The organism is Amycolatopsis sp. (assembly GCF_035546795.1).
Taxonomy (GTDB): Bacteria; Actinomycetota; Actinomycetes; order Mycobacteriales; family Pseudonocardiaceae; genus Amycolatopsis_E.
The window spans coordinates 139742-155747 of sequence record NZ_DASZWC010000001.1; the positions used below are offsets into that span (position 1 = coordinate 139742).

A 16006-nucleotide genomic window follows, 5' to 3' on the forward strand; every position below is an offset into this window, starting at 1 on the left:
GCTACTCCCGGTCTTCGGCGGGTTTGCGCCGCCGCGCCGCCACGGTGCCACCGATCGCCACGATGACCACCACGCCCGCGATGATGCCGATCCACGCGCCCGTGGACAGCCCGCCACCACCGCCGCTGCCGGAACCGCCGGCCGGAGTGGCGCCGTAGAAACCCCAGTAGCCGCTCTGCTCCATGATCTGCCCGGTGCCCGCGGGCTGCTTCGGGAAGTCGGAGAACCGGTCGGAGCGGTAGGCCTCGAGCACGTTGTCGTAGTCGAGCACCACGCTGGGCACCTGGTCGTAGTAGCGAGCCTGGGCCTGCTTGACCAGATCGGCGCGCTTGGCCTGATCGGTTTCGGCGGTCTCCTGCGCGTAGAGCGCGTCGAACTGCGGGTCGCAGAAGAACGCGGTGCTACTGCTGCTGCCGGCCGTCGCGGGCAGCGCGGCGCAGGTCTCCTTGGACAGGATGTAGTCCGGGTCCGGGGTGGTGCCCCAGCCGGAGAACGCGAGGTCGTACTCGCCGGCGTTGGTGCGCTCGTCGACCTCGTTGTCCGAGACCAGCTGCTTGTTCACCTTGATACCGACCGCGCCGAGCCAGCTGACGACATAGTCCGACGCGCGCTGGGCGAAGTCCTCGCTGGCGCGGCCGATCAGCCGCAGCTCCAACGGTTTCCCGTCCGGGCCGACCCGGATCCCGTCGGTGCCCTTCGGGTAACCGGCGGCGTCGAGCTGCGCGTTCGCGGCGGCGGGGTCGAACTTGTAGCGCTGCGCGCCGGTGGGATCCCAGTGGTAGACGGGGAAAGACGCCGGGATGATGCTCGAACCGAGCTGGCCGTAGCCGCCGAGCACCTTGTCGATCAGCGTCTGGGGGTCGATCGCCTTGGCGATGGCCTGGCGCACGCGCACGTCCTTGAGCGCCGGGTTGCCGTCGCCGATCGGCTGGCGCGCGGCGTTCTGCGCACCCGGGTTGATGATCATCTCCCGGTAGCGGCGGCCGTTGGCCTTGTTGGTGGCGATGCCGGACTGGCCGGCCAGCGCGTCGAACTGGGTCGAGGTGAGCCGGTTGACGAAGTCGATCTCGTTGTTCTTCAGCGCGTTGACCGCGGCGTCGGCGTTCTTGTAGCTGATGAACTGCAGCTCGTCCACTTTGGACTTACCGCGCCAGTAGTCCGGGTTGGCCTTGAGCCGCACCAGCTCGTTGGGCCGGTACTCGGTGATCAGGAACGGCCCGTCACCGACACCCACCACGGGCACGGTGTCGGTGGCCGGGTCCTCCATGTCGCCGATCCCGGACCAGATGTGCTCGGGCACGATCGGCACGTCCAGCGCGTTCATGCTGGCCTGCGGCGTCTTGGTCCTGATGACCAGTGTCGCGTCGTCGGGTGCGGTGACGCTCTCGAAGTTCTCGACGTAGGTGCCGTTGGCCTCCTGCGCCTTGGGATCGGTCATGATCCGGTTGAACGTGTAGGCGGCGTCCCTGGCCGTCACCGGCTGCCCGTCGGACCACTTCACGCCACCGCGGATGGTGTAGGTCCAGGTCAGCTTGTCGTCGGAGGACTTCCAGGACGTGGCGAGGCCCGGGCTGGGGGTGTTGTCCTGCGCCGAGGGCAGGGTGAGGAACTCCCAGGTCATCCGGCCGATCATGGTGCTGGAGGCGAACGAGGCGAGGAACGGGTTGAGGTGGTCCACCTCCTGCACCAGCGCCACCCGGAGGACCTTGCCGCCGCCCTCCTGTGCCTGCGCCTGTGGCGCGAACGGCCCGGCGAGCAGGATCGCCGCCAGCGCCACGGCGCCCGCGCGCCATCGTCTGGAGAAACTCAGCCCCACGTGTCTCCGCCTCTCTGGATTGGCTCGAAGCGGAAAAGTAACCACATGCCAGCGCGGTTGCGCAATTAGTACCCGCGCAGTGCGTACGCGATCGTTGCCCTTTCGTGCCTTGGTTCAGACCACTGCTGAACAGGGCTTGCGTGCCGGTGATTCACTGGGGGATGCGGTCCGTGCTGAACAACTGATCGACGTGGTAGCGGAGAATTCCCCGCGCTTCGGCGACGGTGCGCTGGCCGACGAGTACGGCGGTGCCGATGCCGTGGTTGAGCGCGATCAGCCGGGCGGCTTCGCGGGCGGGGTCGATGCCGGCTCGGAGTTCGCCGTCGGCCTGCGCGTTCCGCAGCGTGCCGGCGAGTTCCGCCTCCAGATGGTTGAGGCCGGCGACGACGGGTTTGCCGGTCAGTTCGGGGTCGGTCATCGCCAGCGCCGCGTACGAGGCGCCGACGACGTGGAAGGTGCGGCTGGCTTCCCCGGTGGGCAGCGCCTCGGCCAGGAACGCCTCGACGACAGCGCGCCCGGAGTGCGGGCTCGGCAGGTTCTCCACCCGGGCCGCCCAGCGCTGGCTGCTCTGGTGCTGCAGCTGGCGCAGGCCCGCTTGGATCAGCTCGGCCTTGGTGTCGAAGTAGTACTGGACGAGGCGCAGCGAGATCCCGGCCTCGGCCGCGACGGCCCGCATCGTGACCGTGTGCAGGCCCTGCCTCGCGGCCAGCCGCACCAGACTCGCGGCGATCTGCGACCGCCGCAGCTCGTGATCCACCGTTCTCGGCAAGGAAAGCCCCCAGCTGCGGTTTTCGTTGTGGTACGGGTGTATATGATACCGGCGTATCAGGAACTGGCGAGGCCGCCGCACCGAATGCTGTTCTGAAAATGCACGCTGTGCTATACCGGCGTTCGCCAGGCGCCACAAGGAAGTGGTGCCACCGAGCCAATGGAGTGTTCGGTGAGAATTCGTACTTGGCGTGCCCTGTCGTTGCTGGCCGCGCTCGTGGCGCCGATCGCGGTCCCGGTGACCGCCGCCGCCTCCCCTGCGTCCCAGCTCGCGATCACCAGCGTGTCCAATCCCCATCCGGAGTTCGTCAGCGGCGGGCAGGTGCTGGTCTCGGTCACCGGCCCGGCCCGGGTTTCGGCGAACGGGCGCGACGTGACCGCGGACTTCCACCCCGGGCCGGACGGCACCCTGCTCGGCCTGGTGACCGGGCTTCGCGACGGGGTCAACGAGATCACCGCCTCGGGCGGGCACCGGACGGCGAAGCTGCGGGTGACCAACCATCCCGCCGCCGGGCCGGTTTTCTCGGGACGGCAACAACTCCCGTTCTACTGCGAGACGACGGCCTACGGCCTGCCACCAGCGCAACAGCCGTCGTGCACCGCGCCGACCCGGGTGAGCTACCAGTACCGCACCACCGCGGGCGCGTTCGCCCCGCTCGCCGATCCCGGCGCCAGGCCGGCGGATCTGGCCACCGCGACGGTGAACGGCCGCCGGCTGCCCTACATCGTGCGGGTGGAGCGCGGCACGATCGACCGCGCGGTGTACGAGATCGCGGCGCTCTACGACGGTCAGCCCTCGCCGTTCACCACCGACCGCGGCTGGAACTCGAGGCTGGTCTACACCTTTGGCGGCGGCTGCAACGGCGGGTACCACCAGGGGGCCGCGACCGGTGGCGTGCTGCAGGACCTGTTCCTCGGCCAGGGTTACGCGGTGGCCTCGTCGAGCCTGAACGTGCTCGACACCAACTGCAGCCCGATCATCTCCGCGGAGGCGGCGATGATGGTCAAGGAACATTTCATCGAGACCTACGGCCCGGTGCTGCACACGATCGGCTGGGGCGGCTCGGGTGGTGCGATCCAGCAGTACGACATCGCCGAGGCGTACCCGGGGATCGTGGACGGGATCATCCCGGGCGTGTCGTTCCCGGACCCGCTGAGCACGGCGGGCCCGGTCACCGACTGCCGCCTGTTCAACCAGTATTTCGCCAAGGACGCCTCGTTCACCGCGGCGCAGAAGCTCGCGGTGTCGGGCTACCGCGACTACACCACCTGCACGTCGTGGGAACTCACCTTCGCCAGCCGCGCGACGGCGACCGGCAGCTGCAACGCGGCGATCCCGGTGACGGCGCGGTGGGATCCGGTGACCAATCCCGGCGGTGTGAAGTGCAACGCCAACGAGCAGCTGGCGAACCAGTTCGGGCGTGACCCGGCGACCGGGTTCGTGCGCAGCACGCTCGACAGCGTCGGCGTGCAGTACGGGCTGGCGGCGTTGAACTCGGGCCAGATCAGCGCGCCGCAGTTCGTGGATCTCAACGCGGGCATCGGCGGGATCGACTACACCGGCGTGGCCGTCCCGCAGCGCACGACGGCCGACAAGAAAGCGCTCTCCGCCGCGTATGCCGACGACCTGCTGAACTCGGCGTCGCGCGGCCTGCGCGAGACGCCGATCATCGACCAGCGCACCGATCTTGACCTGGCCGGGTTCGGCAATGACATCCACACCACCGAGTGGTCGCTCACGGCGCGGCAGCGGCTGATCGACGCCAACGGGACCGCGGCCAACCAGGTGATCATCGAAAACCAGGCGACCGACGCCGCCGCGGCGAGCGTGTATGAGCTGAACGCGATGGACCGCTGGCTGACCGCGATCGACACGGACCGCTCGGGACGCAGCCTCGCCCAGAAGGTACTGGCGGACAAGCCGCGCGATGTCGGCGACGGCTGTTACGTGGGCGGGCAGCGCGTGCAGGCGCCGCTCACCGGGAGCCAGTGCGCCGCCACGTATCCGGTGGCGGGCAACCCGCGCACGGTGGCGGGCGAGGACATCGCGATGGACGTGCTGAAGTGCCGGCTGCGGCCGCTGGACTTCGGCGACTACCCGGTGCGGTTCACCTCCGCGCAGCAGGCGAGCCTGCGCGCCACCTTCCCGGATGGCGTTTGCGACTACGGCAGGCCCGGCGTCGAGTCGCGGAACCCGGCCGGGACCTGGCGGAGCTACTGACGGAAGGAGAATTGTCGCAGGTGTCCGTTAGCGTGCGCGGCATGTTGGATCACCTTGGCGTTCAGGCCGGAGACGTCGACGCGGCGGCCGCCTTCTACATCCGCGTGTTCGCCCCGATCGGGATGCGCGAGGCGATGCGCTTCCCGGCCGGGGACAGTTCCGTGGTCGCGCTGGCGGCCGGGCAGAGCGGGCCGCAGTTCTGGCTCAGCCCGGCCACCGGCGGCGAAACACGGGAGCTGCACGTGGCTTTCGCCGCCCCGAGCCGCGCCGCCGTCGACGACGTGCACGAGGCCGCCGTGGCCGCGGGCGTGGAGGTGCTGCACGCGCCGCGTGAATGGCCGGAGTACCACCCTGGCTATTACGCGGTCTTCCTCCGCGATCCCGACGGGCACAACGTGGAGGCGGTCCACCACGGCTAGTTCTTGTGTGTGAGCACCGGTGTTTCGAGCTCGGCCACGTATCGGCTGCCGCGGAAGGCGCTGGCGCCCGCGGCGATGAGGCAGGCCGCGATGGCGAACCCGAAGGCGATGTGCAGGCCCTGCTGAAACGGCCCGGAGATCAGGTTCGGGAAGAACGTGTTGCCGGTCAGTGCCGCCGAGTCCGCGGGCGGCAGCTGCGCGATCACGTTGTCGCCCAGCAGGTGCTGCATCGGGTTGTAGCCGAGGAAAGCGGCGAACAGCACGGAAACCGGCGGGCTCGCGGCCACGGCCTGCGCGGCCGCGGCTGGCACGTGGTGTGCCTCCAGGCCGGTGGTGAGCGTGGTCGGCAGCGCGGCGGCCAGCCCGGTGATCATCAGTGTGAAGAAGATGCCGATGGAGAACACCTGCGCGGAGTTCTGGAAGGTGGAGTTCATCCCGCCGCCGGAGCCGCGGTGGTTCGCGGGCAGGCTGTTCATCACCGCGGCCCGGTTCGGTGACGCGAAGCAGCCCATCGCCAGGCCGTTGAGCAACAGGATCGCCGCGAACGCCGGATACGGGAAGTCGATGGGCAGCAGTTCGAGCAGTGCGAAGGTGACCGCGGCAGCGAGCATGCCCGACGTGGCGAACGGTCTCGCCCCGAACCGGTCGGAGAGGTAGCCCGAGACCGGTCCGGCGGCCAGGAAGCCGACGGTGAGCGGGAGCATGTAGATCCCCGCCCACAACGGGGTTTCCTCGAAGCTGTAGCCGTGCAGGGGCAGCCAGATCCCCTGCAGCCAGATGATCAGGATGAACATCAGCCCGCCGCGGCCGAGCGCGGACAGGAACGTGGACAGGGTGCCGAAGGTGAACGCCCTGATCTTGAACAGCGGCAGCCGGAACATCGGGTACCGCACCCGGGTTTCGATGATCCCGAAGGCGATCAGCAGCGCGACCCCGCCACCGAGGCAGCCCAGCACGAGCGGGCTCGTCCAGCCCATGGTGTGCCCGCCGTGTGGCTGGATGCCGTGCGTGATGCCGATCATCACCAGGATCAGGCCGACGGCGAAGGTCACGTTGCCGAGCCAGTCGATCGGCTCGCCGGAGCGGGTCGAGAGGTCGTGCAGCTTGCGGTAGGCCCACACCGCGCCGAGGATCCCGAACGGCACGGAGATCAGGAACACCAGCCGCCAGCTGATCGGGGCGAGCAGCCCGCCCAGGATCAGGCCGATGAACGTGCCGCTGATGCCCGCGACGTTGTTGATGCCCAGCGCCAGCCCGCGCTGCCGGGCGGGGAAGGCATCGGTGAGGATCGCGCCGGAGTTGCCGACCAGGAACGCGCCACCGACGCCCTGCACGATCCGCCACACCAGCAGCCAAATCGCGCCGGCGTGCCCGGTCATCCAGTCGATCGTGAGCATCAGCGACGCGAAGGTGTAGATGACGAACCCGAGGTTGTACATCCGGACCCGGCCGAACAGGTCACCGAGCCGCCCGACGCTGACCACGAGCACACTGGAGGTGACGAGATAGCCCAGGATCATCCACAGCAGGTAGAAGCTGTTCTCCGGGAGCAGCGGGTCGAGCTGGATGCCGCGGAAGATGTCCGGCATCGCGATCAGCATGATCGACGAGTCGATGGTGGCCAGCAGCACCCCCATCGTCGTGTTCGTCAGCGCGACCCATTTGTACTTGTCACCCCGGATGTCCGGGTTCGCAGTACTCACCCCACGTCCTTCCCACCGCACCAGCGGAGAAATTCGATCTCCATCGATTTGATCGGATCGGTGGCGGCCGGGGCAAGAGGCTTCCCGGGGGACGTCGGCGCCGACACGGAGACGAAATTCTAAAATCGGACTCGGTACCGGGAACGGAGTACGGACATGGCACGCAAAGCAGGCACCGGCGGCGCCTGGCAGTGGAGCCGCACCGCCGAAACCCGCCGCGTGCTGCTGGCCGCGGCGCGCGAGGTGTTCGGCGAGCAGGGTTTCGCCGACGCGAGCGTGGCCGAGGTGGTCAAGCGCGCCCATTCCAGCGTCGGCAGCCTATACCACCATTTCGGCGGTAAGACCGAACTGTTCCTCGCGTTGTGGGAGGACCACCAGGCCAGCCACGAGCACAACGCCACCGCCTCGGTCGCCAAGGCGCGCGCCGAGGGCGAGGAGGATCCACTGGCGCTGCTGATCGTCGGGGCGCGCGCGTACCTGGAAGGCTCGTGGCAGCGACGGGATCTCGTGCGCCTGTTCCTCGACAACGACGGGCCACCGGGTTTCGAACTGGTGCGCCGCACCCGCACCCGCGAATGGGTGCGGCAGAACGCGGTGTTGCTGGGGGCGGGTGCGGATCCGGTGGACCGGCTGACCGTCTCGGTGATCACCAGCATCATCGGCGAGGCGGGCCGGGAGATCGCGAACTGCGGCACGAAACGCAAGGCCACCGCGCTCACCGAGGCGGCGGTGGAACTGATCCGCCGGCTCGATCCGCTACGCCCGGCGCAGTAGACCCGCTCGAAAGGATTTCCGCGTGCCGCAGGCCTTTTTCGCCCTGACCGATGGCCGGTTCGTCCCGGCCCCGCATGCCCGCAGCTGGTGGGTGCCCTCGATGACGCACGGCAGGCTCCTGGGCGGTCTGCTCGCGCGGACGCTGGAGGCGGAGCAGCCGGGCCCGGGGATGCGGTTCGCGAGGCTCACCGTCGACCTGTTCCGCAGCGCTCCCCTGGCTCCGCTGGAGATCAGCACGACGAGGATCCGGGACGGGCACCGGATCCGGGTCTGCGAGGCGACCGTGCACGCCGGGGACGCGGTGTACGCCAAGGCGACCGCCGTGCAGCTACGGGAAAGCGAGCAGCCGCCCGACCCCGCCCCGGCCACCCCGGCGTGGGACGCCCCGCGCCCCGGCACCCTGCCGCCGCACCGCGCCGGCGCCACTCCCGAACGCTGGCACCTCGACGGCCGCCGCACGTGGGTCCGCGAAACCTGCGAGCTGGTGGAAAACGAGCCGCTGAGCCCGTTCGTCCGCGCCGCGCTCGCCGCCGACACCGCCAGCCCCCTCGCGCACGCCGGGGAACAGCAACTGGAGTTCATCAACGCCGACTACAGCCTCTATTTGAGCCGCCTGCCGGAGGGCGAGTATGTCGGTTTGGCTTCGGGTGGCCATTCCAGCGCCGACGGTGTCGCCGTCGGACACTGCACCCTGCACGATTCACGGGGGCCCATCGGCTATTGCATGACGGCCGCGATCGCCAACCCCGGCGTCCGCCCGAACACCCGGCCGCAGACGCGGAGCGGCGCGGGTCAGTAGCGAGGACGGCGCCCGACGGCGAGCGCTGTGGGCGCGGGGCGCACACCACCCACCGGGCCCCTCCCAGCCACCCTCGTTGCCGCGGGTGACTGCGAAACCCCTGGTCACCCTGGAGTCTGCCGGGTGGTGGCGCTGCCTGTCCAAGAAGGACTGGCGGGGTGGTCGATGTGGACGAGACCGGCGCCGTCGAAGCGGTAGCCGACGCCCCGGACGGTGGTGATCGCCGCGCCGAGGACGCCGATTTTGGTGCGCAGCTTGCGGATGTGCACGTCGATGGTGCGGGCGCCGCGCCGGTCCGTGGTGTGCCATACGTGCCGCAGCAGTGCGTGCCGGTCACAGACCCGGCCGGCGTTCCGGCACAGGAAGAGCAGCAGGTCGAACTCGAGGCGGGCCAGCGAGACCTCCGCACCCCCGGCGAAGACACGGCGTGGCGCGACCTCGATGCGGGCGGCCGGCTCGCCGGACCGTGGGTAGGCCTGGGCGAGGTGGGCGGCGACCTCGGGGAGCCAGTGCGCGCCGGGTACGACGATGCGCAGTTCGACGGCACCGTTGTCGTGTTCGACCTGGGTGAGGGACACCGTCATGGGTCCAGGATCGCCGATCCGGCGGCGCTGTCCACGGCTCCCAGATCCTGGAAGCGGTTGCCGCAGCTCAGCCGACCGCGCCGAGCAACGCGCACAGGGCTTCGTTGGCCGGGGTCGGCACGCCGTGCCGTCGCCCGAGCCGGACGACGACGCCGTTGATCGACTCGTGTTCCAGCGGACGCCCGGCGAGCCGGTCGTAGAGCATGGAGGTGCCGTCGCTCTCGGCGAAGCCGTCGTAGAACGCCAGCGTCTCGTCGACGTCCCCGGGTCCGAGGCGGGCGCCTTCGGCGATCCCGACCGCGACGGTTTCGGCGAGCAGGGTGCTCGCCAGGCCCCGCACCTTCGGCTCTCGCAGCACTTCCATCCGGCGCGAGGTGAGCGCGGTGATCGGGTTCGCGGCGACGTTGCTGAGCAGTTTGCGCCACGCGGCGGTGCGGAAATCCGGTTCTAGCACCACGTCGAGCCCCGCCGGTGCCCACTGTTCGGCGAAGGCCACGCCGGCCGGCCCGGCTTCGACGACCACGCGGCTGCCACGCCGGTGCACGACCCGGCCCGGGGCGACGCGTTCGGCGGCGATGTAGGCCAGTGCGGGCAGCACAGTGGCGGGGCCGGCGAGCGGTTCGGCGTTTGCGCGGTGTTCGACGCCGTTCTGCACGACCACGACGACGGTTTCCCGCCCGCACAAGCGTTTCAGCCACGGCCCGGTCGCGGCGGTGTCCTGTGCCTTGGTCGTCACCAGTACCCAGCCGGCGGGCCCGGCGGCGGACGGGTCGTCGACGACAGGCACGTCGAGGGTGTGTGCGCCGTCGTCGCGTTCGAGCACCAGGGCGGGGACGCGGGATCGCGCGCACATCACGGTGTCCAGGCCGGCTCGTTCGGCCGCGGCGGCGAACACCGTGCCCAGTGCGCCGGCGCCGACGATCGCCACTTCCCTGCCTGCCCGCATACCGTCAGTTGATCAGAACCGGGACACGCTCGGCAACGGAGTAATCCGCCCGGCCGTGCGATCCGTTCCACAGAGTATGACGATGTCCCGGTTCGACGTGTTCGTCGACGCGATCGACGACGGGGCGAGGACCACGAACCGGTTCGAGGTGCTCGACTGGTCCGTGGACGGGATCCCGATGTGGCGCTGTGTCAACGAGTACCTGTTCACCCTGGTGCACGCCCAGCCGCCGGACGGCGGGGTGGCCGCGTTCGTGCACCTGATCGGCGCGGGGGCGCGGGACCTGCGCCCGGATCCGGAGCTGTTCCGTTTCGTGGCGACCAACGCGAACAAGTATTCCTTCGGTTCGCTGTTCGCCAGCCCCGGCGAGTTCGGGGTGACGGCCGGCCTGCGGTATCGCTTCCCGCTGAACGTGCTGCACGTGGACGATCCGGAGACCTACCGGTTCGTGTGGAGCATGGTCGAGGGCCTCGGTGAGGTGGCGCGCGATCTGGCGGAGCTGCTGGTGCCGATTTTCGGCGGCTACCTCACCGACGGCCACCTCGACGACGACGTGATCGACCTGTTCGCGGCGGCGATGGGCCGGTGAGACTCAGCCTTCGAAGGTGTCCGGGTCGGGCCCCGTGCGGTGGCCGCGGTCGAGTTTCTCCACCGCGGTCATTTCGTCCTCGCCGAGTTCGAAGTCGAAGATGTCGATGTTCTCCCGGACGCGCTCGGGGGTCGAGGACTTCGGGAACACGATGTTGCCCAGCTGGATGTGCCACCGCAGCACGACCTGTGCCGGGGTTTTCCCGTGCGCGCCGGCCAGGTCGGCGAGCACCGGGTCGCCGAGCACTTCCCCTTGCGCGATCGGGCTCCACGCCTCCGTCGCGATGCTGTGCTCGCGGTGGTATTCGGACAGTTCGCGTTGTTGCAGATAGGGGTGCAGCTCGATCTGGTTGACCGCGGGAGCCGGGCCCGCCTCGCGGATGTCGTCGAGGTGCGCGGGCTGGAAGTTGGACACGCCGATGGCCCTGGCCTTGCCCGCCTTGAGGATTTCCTCGAACGCGAGCCAGGTTTCGGTGTAGCGGCCGTGTGCGGGGCGTGGCCAGTGGATCAGGTAGAGGTCGACGTAGTCGGTACCCAGCCGCTGCAGGCTGCCTTCGAGCGCGGTGATGGCGTTGTCGTGGCCGTGCGCGTCGTTGGCGAGTTTGGTGGTCACGAAGACCTCTTCGCGCGGCACCCCGCGGATGCCCTCCCCGACGCCTTCCTCGTTGCGGTACATCTGCGCCGTGTCGATGTGCCGGTAGCCGGCGTCGAGCGCGGTGCGGACCGCGTTGGCGGTGTCCTCGGGCGGGATCTGGAACACCCCGAACCCGAACTGGGGAATGGTCACCCCGTTGTTCAGCCGGACGCCGGGAACGGTGGATGTCATGTCAGCCATGTCGCCCGCGTACCCCCGGTCGCGGAGCGGGAAACACGCAAATGGTCAGGGCCGTCTGGCCGTGATGAGCAGGTGTTCCTCGGCCTGCCCGCCATCGGGTTCGAAGATCTCGGAGTAGGTGGACACGACGCGAAGCCCGGCCGCGGTCACTCGCTCCTCCAGCTCCAGTGCGGGGAAACTGGTGATCCGCACCGGGTGGCCGAGGAAGTCCACGGGCAGCTCCTCGGCGTCCATCGGCACCGTGATCAGTGAAAGGTAGCCGCCGGGCACGAGCCAGCGCGCGACGTTCGCCAGCACCGCTTCGGTGTCCGCGCGCGGCATCTGCAGGAACGGGAAGTACGCGCACACCGCGTCCCAGCAGGCCGGCGGTGACGTCCAGGCGCGGACGTCGGTGTGCACGAATTCGGCGTCGGGAACCTGTTCGCGGGCGATGGAGATCATCACCCCGGACACGTCGAGGCCGGTGACCCGGCAGCCGGCGCCGGCCAGCGCGTGCGCGACGGGCCGGCCGGTGCCGCTGCCGATGTCGAGCACCCTGGCCGACGGGGGCAGCAGCGCGAGCAGCTCTCCCACCGCCCTGGCCACCACGGGCGGGCGGCCGAACGCGTCCTCGTAGCCGCTGCCGATGGCGTCGAACAGTTCCGCCGGGCCGACGACCGGCCGTTGCTGTTCCATCCCGACCTCCCGTTCACCGCCAGGCGAACACCGGCTGTTCCGGATGCGCGAAGGTGCCCGGTCAGTACTCGTCGCGTTCGGCGACCACGTGCACGGCGGCTTCTTCCGCGGACGCGGCGGCGCCGTCGACCCCGATGTCGGACGCGTACAGCTCGGTGTCCCCGCCGTCACCGGCGACGAGCCGGCCCGCGCGCAGGTCACCGACCTCGTCGTCGAGCAGTTCGCCGTCGGTGTCCTCGCTGTCGCCGAGTCCGTCGGTGTCCCCGCCGGTGCCCTCGGGCAGTTCGCGGGCGAGCCTGCGCTCCAGGCTCTCGCCCGCGGCCGCTTCCTGGGGTGTGGTGCCGAAATCCTCGCTCGCCCAGGGCTTTTCGGCCGGCGAGTAGCCCTCGTCGAGCGGGTCGGCCGGGCGGCCATACTCGAGGGTGTCGTTCCCGTCGAGCTGCTCGAAGACCTCGTCGTCCCCGTCGTCGGGCCAGTCCGCCATCGCTGCTCCTCGAATCCGTTACCAGCATCCCGAAGCGTACGCGGACCGGCGGCTCAGGGAAGCTTGACGACGGTGACGAAGAAGTCGTCGATCTGCCGGATCACCTCGATGAAGCGGTCGAAGTCGACCGGCTTGCTGACGTAGGCGTTGGCGTGCAGCCGGTAGCTGCGCACGATGTCTTCTTCGGCCTCGGACGTGGTCAGCACGACGACGGGGATGACGCGCAACTCCGGGTCGTCCTTCAGCTCGGCGAGCACCTCGCGGCCGTCGCGGCGGGGCAGGTTCAGGTCGAGCAGGATCAGGCCCGGGCGGGGCGCGTCGGTGTACTCGCCTTCGCGGCGCAGGAACTGCAGGGCCTGTTCGCCGTCGCTGACCACGTGCAGGTTGTTGCGCAGCTTGTGGTACTCGAACGCTTCGCGGGTCATCAGCACGTCGCCTGCGTCGTCCTCGACGAGCAGCACGTCGATGACGTCAAGTGGGCTCGGGTCGGCCATTTTCGTCCTCTCCCTCGGGCAGCGCGGGCAGCGTGAAACAGAAGCGGGAGCCGCGCTCGACGGTGGTGTCGAGCCAGATCGTGCCGCCGTGGTGTTCGATGATCTTGCGGCAGAGGGCCAGTCCGATCCCGGTGCCCGGGTAGTCGCTCTTGTTGTGCAGCCGTTGGAAGATCACGAAGATGCGTTCGGCGTAGCCGGGGTCGATCCCGATGCCGTTGTCGGTGACGGAGAACCGCCAGAACCCGCCGTCGCGCTCGGCGGTGACCTCGATGTGCGGCGGGTCCTCGCCGCGGAATTTGAGCGCGTTGCCGAGCAGGTTCTGGAACACCGCGGTCAGCAGCGGGACTTCGGCCGGCACGGTGGGCAGCTCGCCGGATTCGATCGTCGCGCCGGAGGACTCGATGACGGTGGCGAGGTTGTTCTTGGCCTGCTCCAGCACGGACTCGCAGGAGACCGCGACGGGTTGGCGCACCACCCGGCCGACCCGGCTGAACGCGAGCAGGTCGTTGATCAGGCCCTGCATCCGTTTCGCGCCGTCGACCGCGAACTCGATGTACTGGTCGGCGCGTTCGTCGAGTTGGCCGGAGTAGCGGCGCTGCAGCAGCTGGCAGAAGCTGGCCACCTTGCGCAGCGGTTCCTGCAGGTCGTGCGAGGCGATGTAGGCGAACTGTTCGAGCTCGGCGTTGGAGCGCTGCAGGTCCTGGGTGCGGGCGTCGAGCACGTCGTGCGCGGACCGCAGCGCGGACAGCTCGTGCAGGATGCGTTCGCGCATCAGGTTGACGTCTTCGCCGAGCGAACGGACCTCGCGCGGGCCGCTGGGCACGACCTCGTGCGCGAAGTCGCCGTCGGCGACCGTGCGCACCTCGGCGGCGAGGCGCGACAGCGGCCGGATCGCGGCGGCGCGGAGGCCGAACGCGAGCACCAGCACGATGAGGATGAACATCACGGCGATGCCGACGCACGCCATGTCCAGCACCGTGGCCGAATGGTTGAGTCTGCCGGTGGCGTCGGCGCGCGCGGTGGTGAGGTCGTTCTGCAGGGTGGTGACGGCGGCGCGGACGCTGTCGAAGGTGGTCTTGCCGACGTCGATGTTGGTGCCCGAGGACGCGGTGCCGCCGGCGTCCACGGCATGCACGGCCGGTTCGGCGTAGCCGGTGCGCCAGCTCTGCGCGAGCGCGGTGACCTGGCTGAGGTCTCCGGTCTGCACGGACATTCCGGCCAGCAGCGACGCCAGTTTCGCGGTCGCCTGCTGCTCGCTGGCCTGCCCCGAGATATAGGGCTCGAGGAAGTCGCGCTGGCCGCTCAGCGCGTAGCCGCGGACGCCGGTTTCCTGGTCGACGAGGGCCGCGTCGAGCCGCAGCGCGGCCTGGCTCGCCGGGTCGATGCGATCGACCACCTGCGCCCTGGCGTCGCGAAGGTTCGTCAGCGCGAGCAGCCCGACGACGATCGCGGCCACCGAAAACAGGGCGATGAGCCCGACGCCGACGGTGAGGATCCGGCTCAGCGGCCAGCGGTCGACCCGTTCGACACGGCGGCGCGGAAGCGCCGGGGCTTCTGCTGTCGCGGTCATACGCGGCCTGTCCCGGTCACGGCGAGCACGGCGAGATCGTCGTCGAGATCGCCGCCGTTGAGGCTGCGCACCTGGCTGATCACCTCGTCCAGCAGCCGTTCCGTGCTGATCCCCGGGTCCGCCTCGCGCGCGGCCTGGATCAGCTCGATCAGCCCGCCGACGTCGAGGCAGCGGCGTTTCGTGCCGACCCGGCCTTCGATGAGCCCGTCGGTGTAGAGCAGGACCGACCACCGCGCCCCGAGCCGGACGTCGACGCCGGGCCAGACGGTGCCGTCGCCGATGCCGATCGGGGTACGCACGGGCGCGTCCAGGGTGCGCACCCCGTCCGCGGTGAGCAGCAGGGGCGGTGGATGCCCGGCGAGGTAGAGCCTGCCCGCGGTGCGGGTGGGGTCGATGGAGAGCATGCACATCGTGGTGAACAGGCCGGGTTTGTGCCGTTCGTGGGCGAAAACCTGGTCCACCGTGGTGAGGACCTCGGTCACCGGGCGGGCCGCGAACACCATCGTCCGCCACGCCACCCGCATCGACACCCCGAGCGCCGCCTCGTCCGGCCCGTGCCCGCACACGTCGCCGACGATCACGTGCACCCAGCCGTCCGCGGCCTGCACCACGTCGTAGAAGTCGCCGCCCAGCAACATTTGCTGGCCGCCGGGGGCGTAGCGGGCGGCGACCGTGACCGCCGGGTCGGACAGCACCGGGGACGGCAGCAGCCCGCGTTCGAGGCGGGTGTTCTCCTCGGCGTAGATCTGGGCTTCGCGCAGCTGCCGCTGGACCTCCTCGGCCCGCAACCGCTCGACGGCGTAGCGGATGACGCGGTTCAGCAGCCGGCCGTCGACCTGGCCCTTGACGAGGTAGTCCTGGGCACCGGTGCGGACTGCTTCCTCGCCGAGATACTCGTCGGACAGGCCGGTGAGCACGATGACGGCGACTTCGGGGACGTGCTGCTGCAGCCAGCGCAGCCCGTCGAGCTCGTGGGTGTCGGGCAGGCCGAGGTCGAGCAGGACGCATTCGCTGCCGGTGAGCACCGGTTTGGCCTCGGCGAGCGAACGGACCCGGCGTACCTGCACCTCGGCGTCGACCTCGCCGAGGAGCTCCTGCACGAGCAGGGCGTCCCCGTCGTCGTCCTCGACCAATAGCAGACGTGTCGGACCAGGTCTTTCGCCGATCGGCGCCGCCGCCGGCGCTGCGTCCCGAGCCACCATTTCCGGCCTGCTCGTCCTTGTCGTTCCGGTGCCGACCCGGGCGGTCGATACGGTCCGCCCATCATAGGGTCAGCGGCCGTGAACCTTGCGGCCCCGGGGAAGTGTCCGGGGATGGTCCTGGGCGGTGC

The 16006-nt window shown here is 69.8% G+C and carries 16 protein-coding genes; 5 read left to right on the plus strand and 11 right to left on the minus strand.

Annotation, left to right across the window (positions count from 1 at the left end; genetic code table 11):
• Position 1: 1 nt before the first annotated feature.
• Positions 2 to 1816, minus strand: a complete 1815-nt coding sequence (locus tag VHD82_RS00750; protein ID WP_325695843.1) for an ABC transporter substrate-binding protein — start codon at positions 1814 to 1816, stop codon at positions 2 to 4.
• A gap of 151 nt (positions 1817 to 1967) precedes the next feature.
• Positions 1968 to 2585, minus strand: coding sequence for a TetR/AcrR family transcriptional regulator (locus VHD82_RS00755; protein WP_325695845.1), 618 nt, complete (start codon positions 2583 to 2585; stop codon positions 1968 to 1970).
• A gap of 171 nt (positions 2586 to 2756) precedes the next feature.
• Between VHD82_RS00755 and VHD82_RS00760 the strand changes: the two genes are divergently transcribed.
• Both VHD82_RS00760 and VHD82_RS00765 read left to right on the plus strand, forming a co-directional pair.
• Positions 2757 to 4805, plus strand: a complete 2049-nt coding sequence (locus VHD82_RS00760; RefSeq protein ID WP_325695846.1) for a DUF6351 family protein — start codon at positions 2757 to 2759, stop codon at positions 4803 to 4805.
• Between the two features lie 41 nt (positions 4806 to 4846).
• Positions 4847 to 5224 carry a VOC family protein gene (locus VHD82_RS00765; RefSeq protein ID WP_325695848.1) on the plus strand — a complete coding sequence of 126 codons (378 nt, stop codon included), beginning with the start codon at positions 4847 to 4849 and terminating at the stop codon, positions 5222 to 5224.
• Here the strand turns inward: VHD82_RS00765 and VHD82_RS00770 are convergent.
• On the minus strand, positions 5221 to 6861 hold the full coding sequence (locus VHD82_RS00770; protein ID WP_325696158.1) for an MFS transporter: 1641 nt from the start codon (positions 6859 to 6861) through the stop codon (positions 5221 to 5223). The genes VHD82_RS00765 and VHD82_RS00770 overlap by 4 nt on opposite strands.
• Positions 6862 to 7083: 222 nt before the next feature.
• Here VHD82_RS00770 and VHD82_RS00775 point away from each other — a divergent pair, with 222 nt between their 5' ends.
• Both VHD82_RS00775 and VHD82_RS00780 read left to right on the plus strand, forming a co-directional pair.
• Positions 7084 to 7701 carry a helix-turn-helix domain-containing protein gene (locus tag VHD82_RS00775; RefSeq protein WP_325695850.1) on the plus strand — a complete coding sequence of 206 codons (618 nt, stop codon included), beginning with the start codon at positions 7084 to 7086 and terminating at the stop codon, positions 7699 to 7701.
• Positions 7702 to 7723: 22 nt separating this feature from the next.
• Positions 7724 to 8500 carry an acyl-CoA thioesterase domain-containing protein gene (locus VHD82_RS00780; RefSeq protein ID WP_325695852.1) on the plus strand — a complete coding sequence of 259 codons (777 nt, stop codon included), beginning with the start codon at positions 7724 to 7726 and terminating at the stop codon, positions 8498 to 8500.
• A 104-nt stretch (positions 8501 to 8604) separates the two neighbouring features.
• Here the strand turns inward: VHD82_RS00780 and VHD82_RS00785 are convergent, their stop codons facing one another.
• Both VHD82_RS00785 and VHD82_RS00790 read right to left on the minus strand, forming a co-directional pair.
• Positions 8605 to 9084 (minus strand): winged helix-turn-helix domain-containing protein, encoded by a 480-nt coding sequence (locus VHD82_RS00785; RefSeq protein WP_325695854.1) that lies wholly within the window; start codon positions 9082 to 9084, stop codon positions 8605 to 8607.
• Between the two features lie 67 nt (positions 9085 to 9151).
• A complete protein-coding gene (locus tag VHD82_RS00790; protein WP_325695856.1) occupies positions 9152 to 10030 on the minus strand; it encodes a 2-dehydropantoate 2-reductase in 879 nt (292 codons plus the stop codon).
• An 82-nt stretch (positions 10031 to 10112) separates the two neighbouring features.
• Here VHD82_RS00790 and VHD82_RS00795 point away from each other — a divergent pair, with 82 nt between their 5' ends.
• Entirely contained in the window at positions 10113 to 10619 is a 507-nt protein-coding gene (locus VHD82_RS00795; RefSeq protein WP_325695858.1) for a hypothetical protein, read from the plus strand.
• 3 nt (positions 10620 to 10622) lie between these two features.
• On the opposite strand, the gene VHD82_RS00800 is transcribed toward VHD82_RS00795, so the two are convergent.
• The 6 genes from VHD82_RS00800 to VHD82_RS00825 all read right to left on the minus strand — a co-directional run bounded on the left by VHD82_RS00800 (position 10623) and on the right by VHD82_RS00825 (position 15878).
• Positions 10623 to 11453: an aldo/keto reductase gene (locus VHD82_RS00800; protein WP_414637403.1), complete on the minus strand. Its 831-nt coding sequence runs from the start codon at positions 11451 to 11453 to the stop codon at positions 10623 to 10625.
• 45 nt (positions 11454 to 11498) lie between these two features.
• Positions 11499 to 12128, minus strand: a complete 630-nt coding sequence (locus VHD82_RS00805) for a class I SAM-dependent methyltransferase (protein WP_325695860.1) — start codon at positions 12126 to 12128, stop codon at positions 11499 to 11501.
• A 61-nt stretch (positions 12129 to 12189) separates the two neighbouring features.
• Positions 12190 to 12612, minus strand: a complete 423-nt coding sequence (locus tag VHD82_RS00810; protein ID WP_325695862.1) for a DUF5709 domain-containing protein — start codon at positions 12610 to 12612, stop codon at positions 12190 to 12192.
• A gap of 53 nt (positions 12613 to 12665) precedes the next feature.
• Positions 12666 to 13106, minus strand: a complete 441-nt coding sequence (locus tag VHD82_RS00815) for a response regulator (protein ID WP_325695864.1) — start codon at positions 13104 to 13106, stop codon at positions 12666 to 12668.
• Positions 13084 to 14676, minus strand: a complete 1593-nt coding sequence (locus VHD82_RS00820) for a sensor histidine kinase (protein ID WP_325695866.1) — start codon at positions 14674 to 14676, stop codon at positions 13084 to 13086. Before VHD82_RS00820 ends, VHD82_RS00815 begins: the two co-directional genes overlap by 23 nt.
• Positions 14673 to 15878 (minus strand): PP2C family protein-serine/threonine phosphatase, encoded by a 1206-nt coding sequence (locus VHD82_RS00825; protein ID WP_325695868.1) that lies wholly within the window; start codon positions 15876 to 15878, stop codon positions 14673 to 14675. Before VHD82_RS00825 ends, VHD82_RS00820 begins: the two co-directional genes overlap by 4 nt.
• Positions 15879 to 16006: the final 128 nt, after the last annotated feature.

Bases quoted from the DNA above. Each gene is read 5' to 3' on its own strand.
- VHD82_RS00810 (WP_325695862.1), bottom strand. From the start codon at position 12,612: ATGGCGGACTGGCCCGACGACGGGGACGACGAGGTCTTCGAGCAGCTC.
- VHD82_RS00785 (WP_325695854.1), bottom strand. From the start codon at position 9,084: ATGACGGTGTCCCTCACCCAGGTCGAACACGACAACGGTGCCGTCGAA.
- VHD82_RS00825 (WP_325695868.1), bottom strand. From the start codon at position 15,878: ATGGTGGCTCGGGACGCAGCGCCGGCGGCGGCGCCGATCGGCGAAAGA.
- VHD82_RS00805 (WP_325695860.1), bottom strand. From the start codon at position 12,128: ATGGAACAGCAACGGCCGGTCGTCGGCCCGGCGGAACTGTTCGACGCC.
- VHD82_RS00820 (WP_325695866.1), bottom strand. From the start codon at position 14,676: ATGACCGCGACAGCAGAAGCCCCGGCGCTTCCGCGCCGCCGTGTCGAA.
- VHD82_RS00770 (WP_325696158.1), bottom strand. From the start codon at position 6,861: ATGGGGGTGCTGCTGGCCACCATCGACTCGTCGATCATGCTGATCGCG.
- VHD82_RS00775 (WP_325695850.1), top strand. From the start codon at position 7,084: ATGGCACGCAAAGCAGGCACCGGCGGCGCCTGGCAGTGGAGCCGCACC.
- VHD82_RS00815 (WP_325695864.1), bottom strand. From the start codon at position 13,106: ATGGCCGACCCGAGCCCACTTGACGTCATCGACGTGCTGCTCGTCGAG.
- VHD82_RS00795 (WP_325695858.1), top strand. From the start codon at position 10,113: ATGTCCCGGTTCGACGTGTTCGTCGACGCGATCGACGACGGGGCGAGG.
- VHD82_RS00800 (WP_414637403.1), bottom strand. From the start codon at position 11,453: ATGGCTGACATGACATCCACCGTTCCCGGCGTCCGGCTGAACAACGGG.
- VHD82_RS00790 (WP_325695856.1), bottom strand. From the start codon at position 10,030: ATGCGGGCAGGCAGGGAAGTGGCGATCGTCGGCGCCGGCGCACTGGGC.
- VHD82_RS00765 (WP_325695848.1), top strand. From the start codon at position 4,847: ATGTTGGATCACCTTGGCGTTCAGGCCGGAGACGTCGACGCGGCGGCC.